The sequence below is a fragment of the Nocardioides glacieisoli genome, assembly GCF_004137245.1.
Classification (GTDB): domain Bacteria; phylum Actinomycetota; class Actinomycetes; order Propionibacteriales; family Nocardioidaceae; genus Nocardioides; species Nocardioides glacieisoli.
Window position 1 is genome coordinate 62,515 of the sequence record NZ_SDWS01000007.1, and the last position, 20,550, is coordinate 83,064.

Genomic DNA, 20,550 nt, shown 5'->3' on the forward strand with positions numbered 1-20,550 from the left:
CCGACATCCTGTCAGGTGGCCTCGTGCTTGTATGAGGCCCGTGAAGCTCGCCATCCTGTCCCGCGCACCACGCTCCTACAGCACCCAGCGACTCCGGACGGCCGCCGTCGACCGTGGCCACGACGTCAAGGTGCTCAACACGCTGCGCTTCGGCATCGACCTCACCGGTGACGAGCCCGACCTCCTGTTCCGCGGCAAGCAGCTGTCGACGTACGACGCCGTGCTGCCCCGCATCGGCAACTCGATCACCTACTTCGGCACCGCCGTCGTGAGGCAGTTCGAGCAGATGGACGTCTACACGCCCAACACCAGCTATGGCATCGCCAACAGCCGCGACAAGCTGCGCGCGACGCAGATCCTGTCGCGCCACAAGATCCCGATGCCGGCGACCACCTTCGTGCAGGACCGCGCCGACGTGATCCCCGCGATCGAGAGCGTCGGCGGTGCGCCCGTCGTGATCAAGCTGCTCGAGGGCACGCAGGGCATCGGCGTCATCCTCGCGCCGACGCTGAAGGTCGCCGAGGCGATCATCGAGACGCTGCAGAGCACCCGGCAGAACGTGCTGATCCAGCGCTTCGTCAAGGAGAGCAAGGGCCGCGACATCCGCGCCCTCGTCGTCGGCGACCGCGTCGTCGCGGCGATGCGGCGCGTGGCGCAGGGCGACGAGTTCCGCTCCAACGTGCACCGCGGCGGCAGCGTCGAGCCGGTCGAGCTCGATGAGGAGTTCGAGCGCGTCGCCGTCAGGTCGGCGCAGATCATGGGCCTGCGCGTCGCCGGTGTCGACATGCTCGAGGGCAAGAACGGCCCGCAGGTGATGGAGGTCAACTCCTCGCCCGGCCTCGAGGGCATCGAGGCCGCGACCAAGCTCGACGTCGCCGGCGCGATCATCGACTACATCGACAACCAGGTCGCCTTCCCCGACATCGACGTCCGCCAGCGGCTCACCGTCTCGACGGGCTACGGCGTCGCCGAGATCGTCGTGCACGCCGGCTCCGACATGGTCGGCAAGAAGCTCGGCGACTCCGGCCTCGACGACCGCGACATCACCGTGCTCACGCTTCACCGTGGCCCGCAGGTCATCCCGAACCCGCGTCACAAGACCGTCCTCGAGGGCGAGGACCGCCTGCTCTGCTTCGGCAAGCTCGAGGAGATGCGCTCGATGATCCCGGACCGCAAGCAGCGCCGGGTCAAGCGGCTGATGAAGAAGCACCTGCCGCCGACGACGCCGTAGCGCCTCGGGAGGTCATACGGACGGGGCAAGCCGATGCCCCGCCCGTATGACGTCGTGGGGTCACATGTGGTGCGCGCCGAGGGAGCCCTGGACGGCTCCGGCGGGGTACGTCCGGTTGTGCACGTTGACGTAGTACCGGCCCGGCTGCTCGGCGATGCGGCGGATCAACCGTCGCGAGGCAGTGGCGCACTTCGTCCCTCCCGTCACCGAGCCCGTCAGGTCCACGACGACCTGACCGTCCGAGCGGCGATGGATGTGGGCCGCGATCGGCTTGTCGATGTCCGACCACGAGATGGTCGCGCACACACGGCGCACGACCGGTCATAGCGTGACCATCGCCATGCCCGAGCCGTTCGCGTCACCGCTCGGCGCGAGCGTGGCGTGCAGGACGGTCGCTCGGGCGGGGAGGGCGCTGGCGGACCACACCGGCAGGATCAGCAGGGCGGCACCGATCGCGGCCGCGGCACGGGTGGCGAGGTTCATCCCCCGATGGTGCTCCCGCGCGAGCGGCAGGGGAAGGGAGGACGAGTGCGGTCTGGTCAGGTGCGCGGGCGCGTGTGCCAGAGCCACGCCAGCCCGACGAACGGCAGCACCAGCGGCAGCCAGCCGTAGCCCGCGCCGTACGACGACCACACGGTCTGGTCGGGGAAGAGCTCCGGGTCGAGGACGGTCAGCGTGCCGACCGTGAGCACGCCGACGAGCTCGAAGCCGACGGCCGCCCACGCCAGCCGGCGCGGGGACGGGCCGACCTCGGCGAGGCCGAGGGTGGCGGCGACGTACACGAGCGCGGCGACCGCTGACAGCGTGTAGGCGACCGGAGCCTCGGACGCCTTGGTGCCCAGCTGGACGAGCGAGCGGGCGGTCGCGGCGAGGGCGAAGACGCCGTAGACCGCGACGAGGGCGCGACCGATGCCCGACCTGGTGGAGCTCATGACGGCCACACCTGCATGACGCGTACGACGACGAAGGCCTGGGCCAGGCCCGCGACCATCAGCACCGCCGTGGCCCCGCGGCTGCGCTCGGCGAGGGACCACGCGAAGCCGACCGGCAGCAGGACCAGCCCGGCGACGAGGTAGCCGAAGAGCGTGACCGTCGCGCCGCCCGACAGGGAGACGTCGCCGACCTGCGCGATCGCGACGCCCAGCAGCACCAGGGTCCCGAGCTCGACCAGGCCGGCGAGGCCGAGCAGGCCCCAGTCGGGCGTGCGGTCGAGGACGACGTACAGCAGCACGACAGCGGCGAAGGCCAACGACCCGTAGAGCAGCACGAGGGGCAGGGGTCCGTCCACGCCGCCGATCCTCTCAGGCACGGACACACAGGGTCGGCACAGGTCGGCAGCAGGTCGGCGACAGGTCGGCGCGACAACCTCGGGCCATGAACCCGACCTACCTCCTCGCCGCCGTCGACCTCGTCGCCGTGCTCGTCCTCGCCATGGCCGTCTACTACCCGCGCCACCGGCGCGCGGACCTCGTCACGGCCTTCATCGCCGTCAACGTCGGCGTCCTCGCCGTCACGATCGTGCTGTCGAGCAGCGCCGCCACGATCGGTCTCGGCCTGGGCCTCTTCGGGGTGCTCTCGATCATCCGGCTCCGCTCCGACGAGCTCGGCCAGCACGAGATCGCCTACTACTTCGCCGCCCTCGCCATCGGCCTCATCGGCGGGCTCGGGACCGGTGACGTCGCCCTCTCCGTCGCGCTGATGGCCGCCCTGGTGGGTGTTCTCGCCCTCGCCGACAGCCGGCTGCTGCACGGCACCGGCCTGCGCCAGGTCGTCGTCCTCGACTCCGCGATCACCGACGAGGCGACCCTCGTCCAGCGGCTCGAGCTGCTGCTCGACGCGCGGGTCACCCGCGTGACGCCGGTGCGCGTCGACCTCGTGAACGACACCACGACCGTCGAGGTCCACTACGCCGCGGCCCGCCCGGCCCTGCCGCGGGCGGAGCGGCACGAGCTGTCGGCGGTCACCCGATGAGCGCCGTCGACCACCTGCCCGCCGTCTCGCTCGCCGAGGTCAACGCCGACGCGGAGCTGCTGACCCGGATCGACCGCAAGTACGTCGTCCCTGCCGCCGACCTCGACGCCGTGCTGACCGGCATCCAGAGCCTGCGCGTCCTCGAGATCGACGGCCGTCGCTGCTCGCGCTACGAGTCGACCTACCTCGACACCGTCCACCTCGACAGCTGGAGCGCGTCGGCCCACCGCCGACGCCGCCGCTGGAAGGTGCGCACCCGCACCTACGCCGACACCGGCGAGCGGTGGCTGGAGGTCAAGACCCGCGGCCTGCGCGGCACCACCGTCAAGGAGCGACTGCCGCACCCGGGCGCCGACGACCTCGTCGTCCCCGCGGCCGCCGACGCCTGGGTCCGTGACCGGCTCGGCGCCGCGCACGTCCACGACGTCGACCCCGGCGGCCTGGTCGCCACGCTCCACACCAGCTATCGCCGCACGACGCTGCTGCTCGACGGCGGCGCCGGCCGCGCCACGATCGACCGCGAGCTGCACTGGGCCTCCTCCCACGGCACCGCTGCGGTCGGTGACGTGCTCGTCATCGAGACCAAGGCGGGCAGCGCCCGGCCCGGTCCGCTCGACCGGCGGCTCTGGGAGCTCGGGCACCGACCGGTCCGGATCAGCAAGTACGGCACGGGGCTGGCGCTGCTCACCCCGGACCTCCAGCGCAACCGCTGGCACCGGGTCACGACGCAGCACCTCGGCGCACTGACCGTCGACGCGGGGGTGCCGGCATGACGGCGTACGGACCGGGCGCGAAGCGGCTCGCGGTCCTTGCCACGCTGGCGTCGCTCACCCTCACCGGTTGCGCGGCCGACCCGACCCCCTCCTCGAGCAGCAGCGTCAGCACCGCGGCGCAGGACGTCGCGGAGGGAACGGGGGTCTGGGACGCGAGCACCGTGCACGAGATCTCGGTCGACGTCGCCGAGGACGCCGTCGCCGCGATGATCGACACCTACCAGGACTCGGGCGAGAAGGAGTGGATCGAGGCCACCGTCACGATCGACGGGGAGACGTACGAGCGGGCCGGGCTCCGGCTCAAGGGCAACTCGTCCCTGCGCGGCGTCACCGACGACGCCGACCCGACGGACCTGCCGTGGCTGATCAGGCTCGACGAGTTCGTCGACGACCAGTCCGTCGACGGGTGGAGCGACTTCATCGTGCGGTCCAACGGCTCGCAGACCGCGCTCAACGAGGCGGTCGCGCTCGACCTGCTCGCCGAGGCGGGCCTCGCCAGCGAGCACGCGATCCCGTCGTCGTTCAGCGTCAACGGCGCCGACGCGCGGCTCCGGCTGGTCGTGCAGAACCTCGACGAGGAGTGGGAGGCCGAGAACTTCTCGACCGACGGGCTGCTCTACAAGGCCGAGGCCGGCGGCGACTGGTCCTACCGCGGCGACGACCCCGACTCGTACACGGACGTCTTCGACCAGGAGACCGGCGACGACGACCTCACGCCGCTGATCGACTTCCTCCAGTTCGTCAACGAGAGCAGCGACGAGGACTTCGCCGCCGAGCTGCCCGAGCGGCTCGACGTCGAGTCGTTCGCCCGCTACCTCGCCTTCGAGGACCTCGTCGGCAACTTCGACGACATCGACGGACCCGGCAACAACGCCTATCTGCGCTGGGACGCCGAGTCCGGCGGCTTCACGGTCGTCGCCTGGGACCACAACCTCGCCTTCGGCGGATCGCCCGGCGGGATGGGCGGCGGGATCGGCGGCGGTCCCGGGGGCGGGTTCGGCGGCTCTCGGGGCGAACGTCCGGAGGGGATGCCCGAGATGCCGGACGGCGAGCGGCCGGAGGGCGTGCCGGAGGGCATGCCGGAGGGCAGCCCCGGCGGCGGGATGCCGGGCGGGTCCAACGTCCTCGTCGAGCGGTTCACCGCCGTCGAGGAGTGGGCCGCACTGGTCGAGCAGGCCGAGGCCGACCTCACCGAGCAGCTCGTCGACAGCGGGTACGCCGAGGAGGTCCTCGACCGGTGGGCCGGCGTCCTCACCGACCAGGCGGGCGACCTCGTCGACGCCACGACCGTTCAGGAGGAGGCCGACGCGATCCGCGCCAGCCTCAGCTGACGACCGGGAACTCCTCCATCGCGTGATCGGCGATCTTCTTCATCATGTAGCCGTCGATGCCGCCGCCGACGAGGCCGCCGGCGAACGGGACGCCACGACCGAAGCGGCTCAGCGCCTTCTCGCTCACGCCGCGCATCAGCCGGAAGCCGACCGCCTTGTTGACGACCATCAGGGCGGCCGGCGGCAGGCCCCTGAGGGCGTACGTCGTCACGCGGCTGCCGGCCGTCGCCATCCCGGCCTTCTTGAGCACCTCGTCGGACTCGGAGCCGACCAGGGTGAGCAGGATCGCTGTGCGCACCCGCGGCTCGGAGACGTCGTACCCCCTCAGCGTGGCGACCACGCCGACCATCCGCACCGCCTGGAGGTAGAACTCGGCCAGGTTCACCGGCAGCGACACGGGCATCGTGACGAAGCCGCCGAGACCGGTGACGAAGCCGCCGATCGAGCCCATGACGGTGGTCGAGCGGGCCACGGCCGCGATCGCCTTCTCGCGGTCACCGCCGGCCTTGGCCAGCGCGCGGTCGGCGACCTCGCGGACCGGGTCGATCGGTCCGCGGCCCTCGAGGCCGACGTCGACGAGCATCGTGACGAGCCGGTCGATGGCACCCGAGTCGGGCTGCTGGTCGTTGGCGGCGTCGAGCGCGGCCCGCGTCGTCTTCGCGGAGCGGCCGGGGGTGAGCTTGTCGAGGAGTCCCATGCGCACACGATAGGAACCCAGCGGTAGGGACGGCTCACCCCTGGAGTCGGACCCGGCGAACACCGGGGGATCGGCAGGGCCCCTAGCTCCATGCAGCGGTGGTCCACCCACATTCCTGACCGCTCGAATGTAGGTGGACCACCGACCTAGAGCGCGTCCAGTGCGACACGCCCGTGAGCGGTGGCCCAGCCACACTTCCGAGCTACGAAATGTGGGTGGACCACCGCTCAGCGCGAGATCAGAGGGAGGAGCGGAAGCCCCGCAGCCGCAGGCTGTTGGTCACCACGAAGACGCTCGAGAAGGCCATCGCAGCACCGGCGAGCATCGGGTTGAGCAGGCCCGCAGCGGCGAGGGGCAGGGCGGCGACGTTGTAGCCGAACGCCCAGAACAGGTTGCCCTTGATCGTCGCCAGCGTCCGCCGCGCGAGGCGGATCGCGTCCACCGCGACCAGCAGGTCGCCGCGCACGAGCGTCAGGTCGCTGGCCTCGATCGCCACGTCGGTGCCGGTGCCCATCGCGAGGCCGAGGTCCGCCTGCGCGAGGGCGGCGGCATCGTTCACGCCGTCGCCGACCATCGCGACGACCTTGCCCGCGGCCTGGAGGCGCTGCACCGCGGCGACCTTGTCGGCGGGCAGCACATCGGCGATCACCGTCTCGATGCCGACCTGCTGGGCCACGTGGTGCGCGGCCGCGGCGTTGTCGCCGGTGAGCAGGATCGGGGTGAGGCCGAGGTCGCGCAGCCGCGCGATCGCCTCGGCGGACGACGGCTTCACCGTGTCGCCGACGACGATGACGCCGCGAGCGCGGCCGTCCCAGCCGACCGCGACGGGCGTACGTCCCTCGCCCTGGGCCCGCTCGACGGCGGCGGCCAGGTCTGCGTCGAGGTGCTGCGCCCAGTCCTCGAGCAGCCGGGGTCGTCCGACGACCACCGCGTGGCCCTCGACGATCCCCTGCACCCCGAGGCCCTCGACGTTGGCGAAGTCCTCCACGTCGGCCCGCCTGTCGACCGAGGCCGCGATGGCCCGGCCGATCGGGTGCTCGGACGCGGACTCCAGCGCAGCGGCGAGACGGCGTACGTCGTCCACGCTCTCGCCGTCGGCGGCCACCACCTCGTGGACGGTCATCTCGCCGGTGGTGACCGTGCCGGTCTTGTCGAGCACGATCGTGTCGACGCGACGGGTCTGCTCGAGCACCTCGGGACCCTTGATCAGGATGCCGAGCTGGGCGCCGCGACCGGTGCCGACCATCAGCGCGGTCGGCGTGGCCAGGCCCAGGGCGCAGGGGCAGGCGATGATCAGCACCGCGACCGCTGCGGTGAAGGCCGCGGTCGCGCCACCGCCGGCGCCGAGCCAGAAGCCGAGGGTCGCCACGGCGAGCCCGATCACGACCGGCACGAAGATCCCGGAGACCCGGTCGGCGAGGCGCTGCACCTCGGCCTTGCCGTTCTGCGCGTCCTCGACGAGGCGCGCCATCTGGGCGAGCTGGGTGTCGGCGCCGACGCGGGTCGCCCGGACCACGAGGCGTCCGCCGGCGTTGACGGTCGCGCCGACGACCGCATCGCCGGGACGCACCTCGACCGGCACCGACTCTCCGGTGAGCATCGAGGCGTCGACGGCGGACGAGCCTTCGACGACCTCCCCGTCGGTCGCGATCTTCTCCCCGGGGCGTACGACGAACGCGTCGCCCACCACCAGCTGGTCGATCGGGACGCGGGTCTCGCTCTGCCCACCGGAAGGGGCGTCGCGCAGCACGCCGACGTCACGCGCGCCCAGCTCCATCAGGGCCCGCAGCGCCGCGCCGGACTGCCGCTTCGAGCGGTGCTCGAGCCAGCGGCCGGCGAGCAGGAACGTCGTCACGCCCGCGGCGGCCTCGAGGTAGATGTTGCCCGCGCCGTCGGTGCGGTCGATCGAGATCCGGAACGGGTGCGTCATCCCCGGCTCGCCCGCGGTGCCGAGGAACAGCGCCCACAGCGACCAGCCGAAGGCGGCGAGGACGCCGACCGAGACGAGGGTGTCCATCGTGGTCGCGCCGTGGCGCAGGTTGGTCCACGCGGCGCGGTGGAAGGGCAGCGCGCCCCACACCACCACGGGCGCGGCGAGGACGAGGGACGCCCACTGCCAGTAGGTGAACTGCCAGGCGGTCACCATCCCCATCGCGATGACCGGGATGCTGAGCGCGGTGCTGACGAGCAGCCGCTGGAGCAGCGGGTCGCGCTCGGGTGCGTCGTCGACGACCTCGGTGCTGGGCAGCGCCGCGGCATAGCCGGCGGCCTCGACGGTGCGCAGCAGGTCGTCGGTGGAGACGGTGCCGGGATAGGAGACCTTGGCCTTCTCGGTGGCGTAGTTGACCGTCGCGGTCACGCCGTCGAGCTTGTTGAGCTTGCGCTCGATGCGGTTGGCGCAGGACGCGCAGGTCATGCCGGTGATGGCGAGCTCGACGTCAGTGCTCATGGTCGCCTCCCTCGTCGTGGTCGCCCGCGGGCGCGCCGCCGGACTCGACGGTGAACGCGGCTGTGTGGACCGTGCCGCGGTGCTGGAAGTCCAGGAACAGGCCGTACGTCGCCGGCTCGGGGAAGGCGGTCGCGAAGTCGATCCCCGGCCCGGGCTCGCCCTCCTCCGGGTGGACGTGGAGGTAGCCCAGGTCACCGGCACGGATCGCGACGAGGTGGCCGAAGGCGCCGAGGTAGGGCTCGAGGTCGGTCACCGGTTCCCCGTCGAGCTCGATGCGGGTGGTGAGCACCGTGCTCGCTCCCGGAGCGGTGTCGCCCTCCAGGCTCACGGTGTAGGTGCCCTCGTCGGTCTCGATGGTCGCCGTCCGGCTGTCCTCCGGCAGGGGCTCCGGTGCGAAGTCGCCCGCGACCGCGAGGTCGTCGGCGAGCGTGATGCCCTCCCAGCCCTCCGGGGTGAAGTCCGCGATCACGCGCCACACCCCCGGCGTCAGGCGGACGTCGACGGACCATGTGCCGCTCGTGCGGTCGAGCTCCGGATGCACGTGCTGGAAGCCGGTGAGGTCACGGCGTACGACGATGAGGTGCAGGTCCTTGTCGTGCTCGCGCGTGTAGTCGAGCAGCGGCCGCCCGCTGGAGGTGAGCACCTGGAAGTCGAGGCGGGTGCGGCCCGCGGCCACCTCCCGGTCGGTCAGCGCCAGGGTGAAGCCGTCCGCACGCGCGGTGAGGCCACCGACGTCGGCAGCAGCGGTCGCGCCGTGCCCGGCCGAGTCGTCGTGCGCCGCCGAATCGCCGTGGCCGGCGTCCGCGTGCTCGGCGACGGGTTCACTGTCGATCGGCCCCACGACGGCACCCGCACCCCAGGCGACCGCGAAGGCGGCGACCAGGGCGGTGACGAACGCGGCGACGCGTAGCGACGTACTCATGCCAGTGCGTAGCCGGCTTCCTCGACGGCAGCCTGGACGGCGGCGGGGTCGAGGGGCGCGGCGCTGGTGACGGTGACGGCTCCGGTCTCGACGACGACGGCGACGTCCTCGACGCCGGCGAGCTCGGAGATCTCCTCGGTGACCGAGGCGGCGCAGTGGCCGCAGGTCATGCCGGTGACGGTGTAGGTGGTGGTCTCGCTCATGGTGCGGCTCCTTCGGGAGGGGGTCGGGTCAGGACTTCACGAGGCGCGCGATGGCCTCGGAGGCCTCCTTGAGCTTCTGCTCCTGCTCGGCCCCGCCCTGGCGGGCGGCGTCGACGAGGCAGTGGGCCATGTGGTCGTCGAGCAGCGAGAGCGCAAGGGCCTGGAGGGCCTTCGTGGCCGCGGAGACCTGGGTGAGGATGTCGATGCAGTACTTCTCCTCCTCGACCATCCGCTGGATGCCGCGCACCTGCCCCTCGATCCGGCGCAGGCGCTTGAGGTGGGCCTGGACGGCTTCGTCGTTTCCCTCGAGGTGTCCGTGCTGCTCGCTCATGGTGCAACCATACCCCTAGGGGGTATATGGTTCCTCAACTCTCTCACCCGTGGGGGTGGAGTTCGCTACCCAATCCACGCTCAGCAGCAGGTCGAGGTGGCCGAAATCCACTGGTCCAGACCTATGGTGACGACGACGGTCCGGGGGGACGTCGAGGGCGCACCACCGTGCGATCCCTCCCCACAGGACCGTCAGGACACACATGAACATCCGCGTAGCCATGCTCGGTGGTGACGAGCTCGTCCGACGGGGGTTGGAGAGCATGCTCCGGACCCTCGGCGGGTTCGAGATGGGCAGCGTCAAGGACAGGATGCGAGCGCCGGTCGACATCGCGCTCGTCGAGACCTACGGCACCGCCCTCGACGACACCACGCTCGCCCGCGCCGTCGCCGATCCCTACATCCGTCGGGTCGCCGTCTTCACCTGGAACCACCACCCCGGGCTCGTCGACGAGGTCCTCGTCGGTGGCGTCGCGGGCTACCTCGGCAAGAACCTCACGGCCGCCCAGCTCGGCCGCGCGCTGCGCGCCATCCACGAGGGCCAGTCCGTCGTCGCTCCGCCGCTCCCGGGGGCGTCGGCACAGGGCATGGCCACGCCCAGCGAGGCCGACATGCTGACCACGCGTGAGCGCGAGACCCTGGCCCTGATCGCCACGGGTCGCAGCAACGACGAGATCGCGCAGGAGATGCGGATCTCGCTCAACTCGGTGAAGTCCTACATCCGCAGCGCCTACCGCAAGACCGGCGTCCAGAGCCGGAGCCAGGCCGTGCTGTGGGCGGTCACCCACGGAGTGCGGGTCGAGGTCCTCCAGGAGGTGTGACGTCGGGCCGGGCCCACTGGTCCCGGCCGACCAGCACCTCGCGCAGCACGTCGGGCCGGTCGGTGATGATCCCGTCGACGCCGGCGTCGAGGAGCGTACGCATCGTGCCGGGGTCGTCGACAGTCCACACGACCACCCGGATGCCGAGGTCGTGGGCGCGCGCGATGACCCGCTCGGAGTGGATCGGCAGACGACCGAGCCGCATCGGTACGTGGGCGAAGGCACCGCCCGACGCTCGTACGCCTAGCGGGCGCACGCGCCCCTTCGAGCACGCGATCAGCGTGGTCAGCGAGCGCCAGCCCAGCGCGGTGGTGACGCCCGGCGCCTCGTCCTGCAGGCGGCTGAGCCACCGGCTCCATGCTCCCGCGACGAGCACCCGCTGCGCCCAGCTCGGGTTGGCCTTCAGCAGCCGGGCCATCGAGGCGATCGACGCCTCGTCCTTGAGGTCGATGGCGAACCGCGCCCGGGGGAAGGTCCCCATCGCGTGGGCCAGCGTCGGGATCCGCTCGCTGCCGTGCACCCGCAGTTGCCGCAGGTCGGCGAGGTCGAGGTCGGCGACCCGCCCGGGGTGCCCGGTAACCCGGCGCAGGTCGGAGTCGTGGAAGCAGACGACGTGCCCGTCACGCGTGGTGTGGACGTCGGTCTCGAGGTAGGTCAGTCCCAGCGCGGTGGCCCGACCGAACGCGGCCAGGGTGTTCTCGGGAGCCAGGCCCATGCCACCGCGGTGCGCGATGGCGAGCGGTCCTGCGTGGTCGCCGTAGCTGGTCACGTGACCAGCATGAGGTCGTACGACGACCGCTGTCGCGCCGCGGCGGCCGGTCCGGGCGAGTGTTCACCCAACCGTCGTCGCGGCGCCCGGCGCCGGACATGTCAGGCCCGGTAGCCGCCCAGCAGCTCGGCCAGGCGCAGGTGCGGCTGCGCCTCGTCGGCCTTGCCCTGGCGCTGGAGCGACCGGCCCACCAGGAGGTGGGCGTAGGGCTCGTTGGGGTCGTGCTCGAGCAGCTCGGTCGCCACCCGGATCGCTCCGTTGAGCTGGGCGGAGTGGTAGAGCGAGCGCGCCAGCAGGAGGCGCACGTCGGTGAGCTCGTGGCGTACGTCGTCGGCGGCATCGGCCGCGTCGAGCAGCTCGGTCAGCAGCACGGCCGCCTCGCGGTAGGCGCGCTCCTCGAAGAGCGCCTGGGCCCGGACCCAGCGGTCGTGGTCGCTGTCCTCGAGCAGCCCCGCGTGTCCGCGCAACAGGTCCTCGAAGGGGGTGAAGTCGGTCATCGTCGCTCCTCTCGAGCGGGTCTCTCCTCCGAGCGTGCGCCCGGACACCGTCCCAACGCCGTAACGGTGCCCGGCGATTCCGCGGAATACTGGGGCTGCCAGTCCCGTTGGAGATGATACAAACTTCAACCACTGTGACACGTTCTGGGAAGAGGACACCATGCAGTTCGGCATCTTCAGCGTCGGTGACGTCACCGAGGACCCGACCACGGGTCGCATGGTGTCGGAGGGTGAGCGCATCGAGCTCATGACCAAGGTCGCGCTCAAGGCCGAGGAGGTGGGTCTCGACGTCTTCGCGACCGGTGAGCACCACAACCCGCCGTTCGTCGTGTCGTCCCCGACCACGCACCTGGCTTACATCGCGGCGAAGACCGAGAAGCTGCTGCTCTCGACGAGCACCACGCTGATCACCACCAACGACCCGGTGAAGATCGCCGAGGACTACGCGTTCCTCCAGCACCTCTCCGGTGGCCGCGTCGACCTGATGATGGGCCGCGGCAACACCGGCCCGGTCTACCCCTGGTTCGGCAAGGACATCCGCGACGGCATCAAGCTCGCGGTCGAGAACTACCACCTCCTCCGCAAGCTCTGGCGCGAGCCGCAGGTCAACTGGCAGGGCCAGTTCCGCACGCCGCTGCAGGGCTACACCTCGACGCCCGCGCCGCTCGACGGCACGCCGCCGTTCGTGTGGCACGGCTCGATCCGCAGCAGCGAGATCGCCGAGCAGGCGGCCTACTACGGCGACGGCTTCTTCCACAACCACATCTTCTGGAACAAGGAGCACACCGAGGCGATGGTGCGGCTCTACCGCCGTCGCTTCGAGCACTACGGGCACGGGGCCGCCGACCAGGCCTACGTCGGGCTGGGCGGGCAGGTGTTCATGGCGTCGACCGAGGCCGAGGCCAAGCGGGTCTACCGGCCCTACTTCGACAACGCGCCGGTCTACGGCCACGGCCCGTCGCTGGAGGACTACAGCGAGATGACGCCGCTGACCGTCGGCACGCCCGAGCAGGTCATCGAGCGCACGCTCGGCTTCGCCGACTACGTCGGTGACTACCAGCGCCAGCTCTTCCTCGCCGACCACGCCGGCCTGCCGGAGTCGCTCGTGCTGGAGCAGGTGGAGATGCTCGGCACCGAGGTCGTGCCGGTCCTGCGCCAGGAGTTCGAGCGCCGTCGCCCGGCGCACGTCCCGAGCGACCCGCCCACCCACGCCTCGCTCGTGGCGGCCGGTCCCGACGCGCCGCACCACCTGGTCGAGCCCGCCCGCGCCCGCGCGGAAGAGCTGGCTGCCGCGAAGGTCGACGCATGACGCAGCACATCGTCGTGGTGACGGCGGGACTCACGGTCCCGTCGTCCACCCGACTCCTCGCCGACCAGATCGCCGAGGCCACCTCGGCGCAGGTCAGCGCGCGCGGCGAGTCCGTCGAGATGGCGTACGTCGAGCTGCGCGAGGTCGCGGCCGAGCTGGCCACGTTCATGGTGACCGGCGGCATCCCGACGCCGCGGCTCACCGCGCTGCGCGAGCAGGTGGCCGCGGCTGACGGGCTGATCGCGGTGACGCCGGTCTTCAACGCGAGCTTCAGCGGCCTCTTCAAGATGTTCTTCGACGCCCTGGACCCCGACGGGTTGACCGGTACGCCGGTGCTCATCGCCGCGACCGCCGGCACCGCCCGGCACTCGCTGGTCCTCGACCACGCGATGCGCCCGCTCTTCGCCTACCTCCGCGCGGTCGTCGTACCCACCGGGGTGTTCGCGGCGACCGAGGACTTCGGCAGCCACGGGCTGTCGGACCGGATCACCCGCGCGGCGTCCGAGCTGGCCGCCGCGGTGCTGAGCCAGGGCGACTACGGCGTCGGCGGGTTCGCACCCGACCTCGCGGCCCGCCCTCGGCGTACGTCCGGCACGCAGGTCGAGTCCGACGTGACTCCCTTCGGTGACCTGCTCAGGGGACACTCCGGCACCGACTGACGCCTCCCCACTTCCGGGGGGTGGGCCCCGGAACGGCTGCCGACGGCGCGCGCCGTGGCTAGCGTTCGCTGCAGCGCGGCACATGGGGGCCACGCTGTGCGTGCTCGAGGGGGCGTGGGATGGCAGGTCTGCCCGGTGCAGGTGAGACGTTCGGCCGGTACGACCTGACGCGACGGATCGGTCGCGGTGGGATGGGTGTCGTCTACGAGGCGACCCACCGCGACCTCCAGCGGCCGGTCGCGCTCAAGCTCCTGTCGATGGACCTGCTCGACAACGAGGCGCTGCGCAACCGCTTCATCCGGGAGGCGCAGGCGCTGGCGGCGGTGGACTCGCCGATGATCGTGCCCGTCTTCGACGCGGGCGAGCACGACGGCTGGCTCTACATCGCGACCAAGCTGTTCCCGGACGGCGACCTGAGCGACTGGATCGCCGAGCACGGCGCCCTCTCGCAGGAGGAGTCGGTCTCCGTCCTGGTGCAGGTGGCCGAGGGGCTGGCCGATGCCCACGAGGCGGGGTTCCTGCACCGCGACATCAAGCCGTCCAACATCCTCCTGCAGCGTCGCGCGGACGGCCTGCGCGCCGTGATCTGCGACTTCGGCATCGCGTTCGCCGAGGGCAGCGAGCACACGAAGACGGTCGGGGTGATCGGGACGCTCGGCTATATGGCGCCCGAGCGGCACGAGGGTCTGCCCGCCACCGCTGCCTCCGACGTCTACAGCCTGGGGTGCGTGCTCTACGCCTGCCTCCAGGGGCGTGCTCCCTGGGTCGGCACCGACGTCAAGGTCGCGATGGGGCACCTCTACAACCCGGTGCCGCAGATCCCTGAGGGCGGCGACGCCATCAACGACGTGCTGCTGCGTGCCCTCGCGAAGGACCCCGACGACCGCTTCCAGACCGCCGCCGAGTTCCGCACGGCGCTCCTGCGGCTCGGCGAACCGGAGGAGTCGACCGTGATCGTCGACCTCACGCACGAGGAGAACCTGGCTCCGGTCGCCCCGCCTGACCTCACCTACTTGCTGCCGCCCGCATCGACGTCGGCCAGGAGGCCGGTGGGTGACACCGTGGTTCCGCCTGTGGTGGCCGTCCCTGAGGTCGCCGCGCCTGTCGAGCCGGAGAGTCCGCTGCCTGCGCCAACGCCTGCGGACGTCGCTCCGGTCTCTGACGACACCGTCGTCCCGGTCGCGGATGCGACGGTCGTTCCTGAGGTCCCGCCGCAGACGTCGCGGCCGGCGGCCGCGGCCTGGTTCACCCGGCGGCGTACGGCGTGGGTCGCTGCGGCAGCGCTGCTGGTAGGCGCGCTGGTGACCCTTCCGTTCGTTGTGGGCGGGGATGACGACCCGGCAGACACTGCACTCGCGGCCCCGACGGCAACGCCGAGCGAGGACGACGCCAGCTCGCCACCGGAGGTGATCGACATGGGCGACGGGCCCTACATCTCATCGAGGGCGCTCGACATGGCCGTGCTCTACGACTTCACCATTCCTCCGTCCTCGCCAGACCGCGTGAGCGTGCAGTACCGACGGGACGAAGTCGGAAGTACGTGGGCAACGGTCTACGGGGGCCGCCAGGTGGTACCAACCCGGCGCGGCGGTGATGAGGTGTGCATCCTCGCTCGCACATCACTCGACACCGGCAGCGGCACCAGGACGAGCAACACAAGCCGTCAGTGCGGGAGCAGCAAACGGCCCACGCTCACTCTGTCGCTGACTGGGAAGTGCACGCCAGCCGCACCTGGATGCACTGAGGTGACGATGGTGGCGACGGGATTGGCAAAGGGGACGTCGCCCAAGGTGGTGACGTTGTCGGACGGTGTTCCCACCAGCTGCACGAGGCCCAACGGCAAGTCCATCTCGTGCTTCTCCGGAAAGGTTGACGAACGAGGTGTCCTCGAAGTGTCGATCAAGTGGTCGGGGTCTGCCCTCGCGCTCGTGAGGGTCGGGCGGCTCTCTGCGAGAGTCCGAGTGCCCTGATCAGTCAGCAGGCTGGAGAAACAGCACACTCCTCAAGGGCCACTCCGGTACCGACTGACCCTCCTGCGGGTGGTTGCCTCGTCAACTTCCCCCTGACGGGTGGTGCTCAGCCAGCGCGGCCCGTGGTTACGTCGTCAGTTGCACGACTGACCCTGGGGAGGGACGTCCATGACGCAGAGAGACGGCACATGATCCGGCTGGGGCGGGCAGAGGTCCCGCCGTCCACACCGCTGATGCTTCCGCGACCACGCGCGGAGTCACTACCGTGGTCGGACCACACCGAGCCGTGGGAGCCGACGATGTCGATCAACCTCAATCCCTACCTCAACTTCCCCGACGGCACGGCGCGCGAGGCGATGGAGTTCTACACCTCCGTCCTCGGTGGCGAGCTCACCGTGATGACGTTCGGCGACATGGGCACCGAAGGACCACTGGCCGCCCAGGTGATGCACGGCCAGCTCGAGGTGCCCGGCGGGATGGTGCTGATGGGCGCCGATGCGCCGCCGGAGATGGTGCAGGTGACCTTTGGTGACAACGTGTCCGTCAGCCTGTCCGGCGGTCCTGAGGATGCCGAGCGACTGCGCGAGTGGTTCGCGAAGCTGTCGGAGGGCGGGGTCGTCCGCCAGCCGCTCGAGGCCGCCCCGTGGGGAGACGAGTTCGGCATGCTCACCGACCGCTTCGGCATCGGCTGGCTGGTCAACATCGCGGGGGCCTCGCCGGGCTGAACCGCTGGCGGCCTCGGCTGCGCAGGAGCACACTGCATTCATGCGCAGCCTGACGCGTCGCCTCGCCCCGCACGCCCGCACGTCGTGGCTCACCTTCGCTGCGGTGGCGGCCTTCGCGCTCATCGTCTCGATCGCGGCGGTCGAGCTCGCCGGCGGCGGTCGCGTGGCCGTCGTGATGACGGCGTTCACCTGGCTCGTGCTGGTCGTCGCGTCGGCCGCGGTCCTCGACGCGATCCTGGTGCCGGGCAACCCGGACGTACGCCGGAGCGCTGGTCACGCCGCCGGCTGGACCGGGCTCGGGGCCGCTGCCAGCTTCTCCGACGGTGGCGGGGGTTCCGGGGGCGACGGAGGTTCCTGCTGAGGTCAGGCGTCGCTGCCTAGGCTCGTCGTGTGTTCAAGCGCCGCGCCCGACCCCAGCCACCGGTAGTCCGCACTGACGCCGAGTGGCGCGAACGACTCGCGCCCGAGGCCTACCGCGTGCTTCGCCGGTCGGGGACCGAGGCGCCCGGGAGCAGTCCCTATGCGCACCCGACGGCCGGCTCGGACGGCGTGTACCGCTGCGCCGGGTGCGAGGCCGAGCTGTTCCGCGCGGAGGACCAATTTGAGTCAGGGACGGGCTGGCCCAGCTTCTCGGACGCCGCCAGCCGCGACGCGGTGGCGGTCCACACCGACTTCAAGCTGATCGTGCCGCGACGCGAGGCGAGCTGCGCCACGTGTGGAGGCCACCTGGGCCACGTCTTCGGCGACGGTCCTCGACCCACCGGGCAGCGGTGGTGCATCAACGGTGCGGCGCTGACATTCGAGCTGATCGAACAGGTTGACGAATAGTGTATACATGCGATAGGGTAGCCGCACGTTCCTAGCCTCCGGGCCACCAGTTCAGACGGTGCGCCTTCCCGGTTGTGATGTGGACGAGTTGCGAGGGATGTAAGTGTCCGGTGAACCCGGCCTCCAGGAGCGACGACCGTTCTCCAGCCGCGCGTGCGCGCGGGTGGACCGTCGTCGAGAGGAGGCCGACCGTGACCGAGCTGGCGTTGCACCCGATCGTGGCAGCGGCCGCCGACGTACGGTCCGCCCTCAAGGCCGTGGCGGACGTGAACCCGACCTTCATGTCCACCTCCGACAAGGCTGCCGCGCTCACGGAGCTCGGCCGCGCCGAGTCGCAGCTGGCGGAGCTGCGGCTCCGGATCCTGGCTGACGCGGGCGACCTCGCGCACGAGACCGCGGCGAAGGACGCCGCCGGGTGGCTGGCGAAGATGACGCGGACGCGTTTCGCCGATGCTCGGGCCGACCTCGCGCTTGCCTCCGCTCTCGACCGCGACCGGGCGTTCGTCGCCTCGGCGATGCGAGACGGGTCTGTGACGCTGGCGCAGGCGCACGTGATCCATCGGGCGGTCGACGCCCTGCCCGCATCCGTGGACGCCGACACGGTGACGAGGGCCGAGGCGCACCTCGTGGCGCAGGCCGCGGAGTTCGGGCCGAAGGAGCTCGGCCGCATCGGGCGTCGCATCCTCGACGTCGTCGCGCCGGAGATCGCCGAGGCCGCGGAAGCGGCCCGGTTGGCCGAGCAGGAAGCCCGCGCCGCCCAGCGGACTCGCCTCACCATGCGCCGCCTCGGCGACGGCACCACCCGGATCTCGGGCCGCGTCCCCGACGCCGTGGCCACCCGGTTCGCGACCTACCTCGAGGCGTTCGCCAACCCCCGCCGCGAAGGAGCGGGTGCGACGGGCGACGGTGGGGGTGACGTGGTGGTCCGGCAGGGATACCCGAAGCGGATGGGCGATGCGCTCGCCCAGTTCCTCGAGGCCGTCGACCCCCACCGCCTCCCGCTCCACGGCGGCGACGCGACGACGGTGGTCGTCACCATCCCCCTCGCGTCCCTCCTGACCGACCTCGCCGCAGCCGACCTCGTCGGCGCCGGACTCGTGCCTGGCGACGACCTCACCGGCGACCGGATCACCGCCGCCCAGGCCCGCCGGCTCGCGTGCACCGCGAAGATCCTGCCCGCCGTTCTCGACGGCCGCTCGCTGCCGATCGACCTCGGCCGCGCAAAGCGACTCTTCACGCCGGCCCAGCGCAAGGCGCTGCTTATCCGCGACCAGACCTGCCGCGCGGAGGGCTGCGACACCCCTGGCACCTGGTGCGACGCCCACCACCTCGACCCCTGGCACAACGGCGGCTCGACCGACCTCGACAACGCGGTCCTGCTCTGCAGTCACCATCACCACCGGATCCACGACACCGGTCATCGCGTCGACCGCCTCCCCAGCGGCGACCTCAGGTTCCACCGACGCTCTTAGGAGCTCGCGTGCGGCGATCTCGTCGGTACGACGCGCACCAGGGTGTCGCAACCGACGGTGGGGCCTGCAGACGATGCGCTGCAAAGTGCCGCAATTGCCCCAGCCCATCGATGGGCGTATGTCTCCTCGTTCTTCTCGAGGAGAGCGCTCGCGTAAGGCCCTGCGCAGTTGCCAAGGGCCTCAGTCGCCCGGGTGGAGCCCGGCATCCGGCGGGGTGATCCGCCACGACGTGAAGTGAACAGTGAGTCCGGCGCGGGTCGGCGCACAGCAGAAGGGCCCCGCCGTGACGGGGCCGTCCGCGATCAGCGGCGCGACGCGGACGAGTCGCCAGGGTTCGTCGTCCACCCGCGCGCGCACGGTGAGGGCGTTGCCCGACCAGCTGCCACGGACGGTGACCAACCGCCCTGCCCAGCCCGGGACGGGGGACAGTGACCAGTCCGATGTCCCCCTGGTCACCACGGCGCCAAGGCTCTCCTCTCCGTCGCTCAGCTCGACGCCCGACTTGATCCACGACTCGTCGTCGACCTTCACGAAGATGCCGGCCTGGTCGAACTGCTCGGCGAAGTCGAGACGGAACTGCACCTCGATCGCAGACTCGGGTTCGAAAGTGCTCAGGAGCGCGTGCTCAGTGGAGTGGATGAAGTCGTAGGACGTGATGCGCCAGGCGTCGCTGCCTTCGCGGGCAGTGACGTGGAGGCCGTCATCGGAGGTCGTGACGTCGACGGGGTCGTTCGTCCACGATCCGTCGCTCCACGGAACGGTGCGGGTCATGGTCGCCGGCGTTCAGAAGCCGCCGAGGTCGAAGCCGCCGCCGTCGCCCCAGCCACCGCCGTCGCCGCCACCGCCGTCGTACCCACCACCGTCACCACCGTCGGACCCGCCGCCATCGCCACCGTCGCCGCCTCCGTCGCCACCACCGTCGTAGCCACCACCGAGGTCGCCGAACATCATCCCGCCCATGAACATCCACGTCATGGGGCCGAAGGCACCGAAGTATCCGGCTGCGTAGGGCTCGTACGCGCGGCCGCCCTGGTAGTAGGGCACGCGCTGTGCGCCGACCATCACCTTGCGGATGTCCGGCTCGGCGCCGGCGTTGACGCGCTCGACGTCGAGGGCGCACGCGGGCACGTCACGCTCGATGCCGTCCGGCGGGGCGAAGAGGACGTCGGCGACCGACGGCCCGTGGCGCGGGTCGAAGAAGCACGGTGGTCGCCGGGTGGGGAGCGGTCGTCCTTCGACCCGGGCGCGCACGCACGCGACGGCGTACCTCCCGTCCTCGACGATCGAGGTGATGTGGCGGATGTCCTCCGGCTCGGTGATGGAGTCACCCGCGGTCTTGGCCGACTCGTAGGCGTCGAGGGCCCGCTGGTAGTCGGCGTTGGCTCCGGCGTCCAGGTCGTGGCCGCTCATCTCGTAGTCGAGCTCCTGCAGGTCGACGCCGAACGCGGTGATGTCCTCGAACGCGAGCTTCTTCACCGGGGCGAGCTCGTCCTCGCGCCGCTGGAGCTCGCGCTCCTTGTTCCGCCGCGTCATGACGACCGCGGCGGCGCCCACCACACCCAGGACCACCAGCAGCAGGATCAGCTCCATGCC

At 71.3% G+C, this 20,550-nt stretch carries 25 protein-coding genes; 12 read left to right on the forward strand and 13 right to left on the reverse strand.

The window, feature by feature from the left end; genetic code table 11:
• Positions 1–40 precede the first annotated feature (40 nt).
• Entirely contained in the window at positions 41–1,231 is a 1,191-nt protein-coding gene (locus EUA06_RS15400; RefSeq protein ID WP_129477383.1) for a RimK family alpha-L-glutamate ligase, read from the forward strand.
• A gap of 60 nt (positions 1,232–1,291) precedes the next feature.
• Here the strand turns inward: EUA06_RS15400 and EUA06_RS15405 are convergent, their stop codons facing one another.
• Genes EUA06_RS15405 through EUA06_RS15415 form a run of 4 tightly spaced genes read right to left on the reverse strand, consistent with a single transcriptional unit; the run spans position 1,292 to position 2,519 of the window.
• Entirely contained in the window at positions 1,292–1,546 is a 255-nt protein-coding gene (locus tag EUA06_RS15405) for a CHRD domain-containing protein (RefSeq protein WP_129477384.1), read from the reverse strand.
• Positions 1,547–1,552: 6 nt separating this feature from the next.
• Positions 1,553–1,714 (reverse strand): hypothetical protein, encoded by a 162-nt coding sequence (locus EUA06_RS22510; RefSeq protein ID WP_165354412.1) that lies wholly within the window; start codon positions 1,712–1,714, stop codon positions 1,553–1,555.
• A gap of 56 nt (positions 1,715–1,770) precedes the next feature.
• Entirely contained in the window at positions 1,771–2,163 is a 393-nt protein-coding gene (locus EUA06_RS15410; RefSeq protein WP_129477386.1) for a hypothetical protein, read from the reverse strand.
• A complete protein-coding gene (locus EUA06_RS15415; RefSeq protein WP_129477388.1) occupies positions 2,160–2,519 on the reverse strand; it encodes a hypothetical protein in 360 nt (119 codons plus the stop codon). Before EUA06_RS15415 ends, EUA06_RS15410 begins: the two co-directional genes overlap by 4 nt.
• A gap of 86 nt (positions 2,520–2,605) precedes the next feature.
• Between EUA06_RS15415 and EUA06_RS15420 the strand changes: the two genes are divergently transcribed.
• The 3 genes from EUA06_RS15420 to EUA06_RS15430 are packed head-to-tail and all read left to right on the forward strand — an operon-like array spanning position 2,606 to position 5,306.
• Positions 2,606–3,202: a DUF4956 domain-containing protein gene (locus EUA06_RS15420; RefSeq protein ID WP_129477390.1), complete on the forward strand. Its 597-nt coding sequence runs from the start codon at positions 2,606–2,608 to the stop codon at positions 3,200–3,202.
• Positions 3,199–3,975: a polyphosphate polymerase domain-containing protein gene (locus EUA06_RS15425; protein ID WP_129477392.1), complete on the forward strand. Its 777-nt coding sequence runs from the start codon at positions 3,199–3,201 to the stop codon at positions 3,973–3,975. Before EUA06_RS15420 ends, EUA06_RS15425 begins: the two co-directional genes overlap by 4 nt.
• Positions 3,972–5,306, forward strand: coding sequence for a CotH kinase family protein (locus tag EUA06_RS15430; protein WP_129477394.1), 1,335 nt, complete (start codon positions 3,972–3,974; stop codon positions 5,304–5,306). The genes EUA06_RS15425 and EUA06_RS15430 overlap by 4 nt, the downstream gene beginning before the upstream one ends.
• On the opposite strand, the gene EUA06_RS15435 is transcribed toward EUA06_RS15430, so the two are convergent.
• From EUA06_RS15435 to EUA06_RS15455, 5 genes are all read right to left on the reverse strand, one after another.
• Positions 5,299–6,003 (reverse strand): EcsC family protein, encoded by a 705-nt coding sequence (locus tag EUA06_RS15435; protein WP_129477396.1) that lies wholly within the window; start codon positions 6,001–6,003, stop codon positions 5,299–5,301. The genes EUA06_RS15430 and EUA06_RS15435 overlap by 8 nt on opposite strands.
• A gap of 238 nt (positions 6,004–6,241) precedes the next feature.
• Positions 6,242–8,452 carry a heavy metal translocating P-type ATPase gene (locus tag EUA06_RS15440; RefSeq protein ID WP_129477398.1) on the reverse strand — a complete coding sequence of 737 codons (2,211 nt, stop codon included), beginning with the start codon at positions 8,450–8,452 and terminating at the stop codon, positions 6,242–6,244.
• Positions 8,442–9,374, reverse strand: coding sequence for a hypothetical protein (locus EUA06_RS15445; protein WP_129477400.1), 933 nt, complete (start codon positions 9,372–9,374; stop codon positions 8,442–8,444). Before EUA06_RS15445 ends, EUA06_RS15440 begins: the two co-directional genes overlap by 11 nt.
• A complete protein-coding gene (locus EUA06_RS15450; protein ID WP_129477402.1) occupies positions 9,371–9,577 on the reverse strand; it encodes a heavy-metal-associated domain-containing protein in 207 nt (68 codons plus the stop codon). The genes EUA06_RS15445 and EUA06_RS15450 overlap by 4 nt, the downstream gene beginning before the upstream one ends.
• Before the next feature lie 28 nt (positions 9,578–9,605).
• Positions 9,606–9,908: a metal-sensitive transcriptional regulator gene (locus tag EUA06_RS15455; RefSeq protein ID WP_129477404.1), complete on the reverse strand. Its 303-nt coding sequence runs from the start codon at positions 9,906–9,908 to the stop codon at positions 9,606–9,608.
• 202 nt (positions 9,909–10,110) lie between these two features.
• Here EUA06_RS15455 and EUA06_RS15460 point away from each other — a divergent pair, with 202 nt between their 5' ends.
• On the forward strand, positions 10,111–10,728 hold the full coding sequence (locus tag EUA06_RS15460; RefSeq protein ID WP_129477406.1) for a response regulator transcription factor: 618 nt from the start codon (positions 10,111–10,113) through the stop codon (positions 10,726–10,728).
• Here EUA06_RS15460 and EUA06_RS15465 read toward each other — a convergent pair.
• A complete protein-coding gene (locus EUA06_RS15465; protein WP_242498179.1) occupies positions 10,688–11,497 on the reverse strand; it encodes a glycerophosphodiester phosphodiesterase family protein in 810 nt (269 codons plus the stop codon). The genes EUA06_RS15460 and EUA06_RS15465 overlap by 41 nt on opposite strands.
• Positions 11,498–11,598: 101 nt before the next feature.
• Positions 11,599–11,994, reverse strand: coding sequence for a tetratricopeptide repeat protein (locus tag EUA06_RS15470; protein ID WP_207208380.1), 396 nt, complete (start codon positions 11,992–11,994; stop codon positions 11,599–11,601).
• Between the two features lie 160 nt (positions 11,995–12,154).
• Between EUA06_RS15470 and EUA06_RS15475 the strand changes: the two genes are divergently transcribed.
• The 7 genes from EUA06_RS15475 (at position 12,155) to EUA06_RS15505 (ending at position 18,957) form a co-directional block, all read left to right on the forward strand.
• Positions 12,155–13,303, forward strand: a complete 1,149-nt coding sequence (locus tag EUA06_RS15475) for an LLM class flavin-dependent oxidoreductase (RefSeq protein WP_129477408.1) — start codon at positions 12,155–12,157, stop codon at positions 13,301–13,303.
• Positions 13,300–13,962, forward strand: coding sequence for an FMN reductase (locus EUA06_RS15480; RefSeq protein ID WP_129477410.1), 663 nt, complete (start codon positions 13,300–13,302; stop codon positions 13,960–13,962). Before EUA06_RS15475 ends, EUA06_RS15480 begins: the two co-directional genes overlap by 4 nt.
• Before the next feature lie 119 nt (positions 13,963–14,081).
• On the forward strand, positions 14,082–15,932 hold the full coding sequence (locus EUA06_RS15485; protein ID WP_129477412.1) for a serine/threonine-protein kinase: 1,851 nt from the start codon (positions 14,082–14,084) through the stop codon (positions 15,930–15,932).
• A gap of 299 nt (positions 15,933–16,231) precedes the next feature.
• Positions 16,232–16,657: a VOC family protein gene (locus EUA06_RS15490; RefSeq protein ID WP_129477414.1), complete on the forward strand. Its 426-nt coding sequence runs from the start codon at positions 16,232–16,234 to the stop codon at positions 16,655–16,657.
• Positions 16,658–16,697: 40 nt separating this feature from the next.
• The gene (locus EUA06_RS15495) at positions 16,698–17,018 is read left to right on the forward strand and encodes a hypothetical protein (protein WP_129477416.1); all 321 of its coding nucleotides are present in this window, start codon (positions 16,698–16,700) and stop codon (positions 17,016–17,018) included.
• 29 nt (positions 17,019–17,047) lie between these two features.
• Complete coding sequence (msrB, locus tag EUA06_RS15500; protein ID WP_129477418.1) at positions 17,048–17,485, forward strand: peptide-methionine (R)-S-oxide reductase MsrB; 438 nt, start codon at positions 17,048–17,050, stop codon at positions 17,483–17,485.
• Positions 17,486–17,676: 191 nt separating this feature from the next.
• Positions 17,677–18,957: an HNH endonuclease signature motif containing protein gene (locus tag EUA06_RS15505; RefSeq protein ID WP_242498180.1), complete on the forward strand. Its 1,281-nt coding sequence runs from the start codon at positions 17,677–17,679 to the stop codon at positions 18,955–18,957.
• A 180-nt stretch (positions 18,958–19,137) separates the two neighbouring features.
• Here EUA06_RS15505 and EUA06_RS15510 read toward each other — a convergent pair whose 3' ends face one another.
• Positions 19,138–19,728 carry a DUF1349 domain-containing protein gene (locus tag EUA06_RS15510; protein WP_129477421.1) on the reverse strand — a complete coding sequence of 197 codons (591 nt, stop codon included), beginning with the start codon at positions 19,726–19,728 and terminating at the stop codon, positions 19,138–19,140.
• Between the two features lie 12 nt (positions 19,729–19,740).
• Positions 19,741–20,547: a hypothetical protein gene (locus EUA06_RS15520; RefSeq protein ID WP_165354413.1), complete on the reverse strand. Its 807-nt coding sequence runs from the start codon at positions 20,545–20,547 to the stop codon at positions 19,741–19,743.
• Between the last annotated feature and the right edge of the window lie 3 nt (positions 20,548–20,550).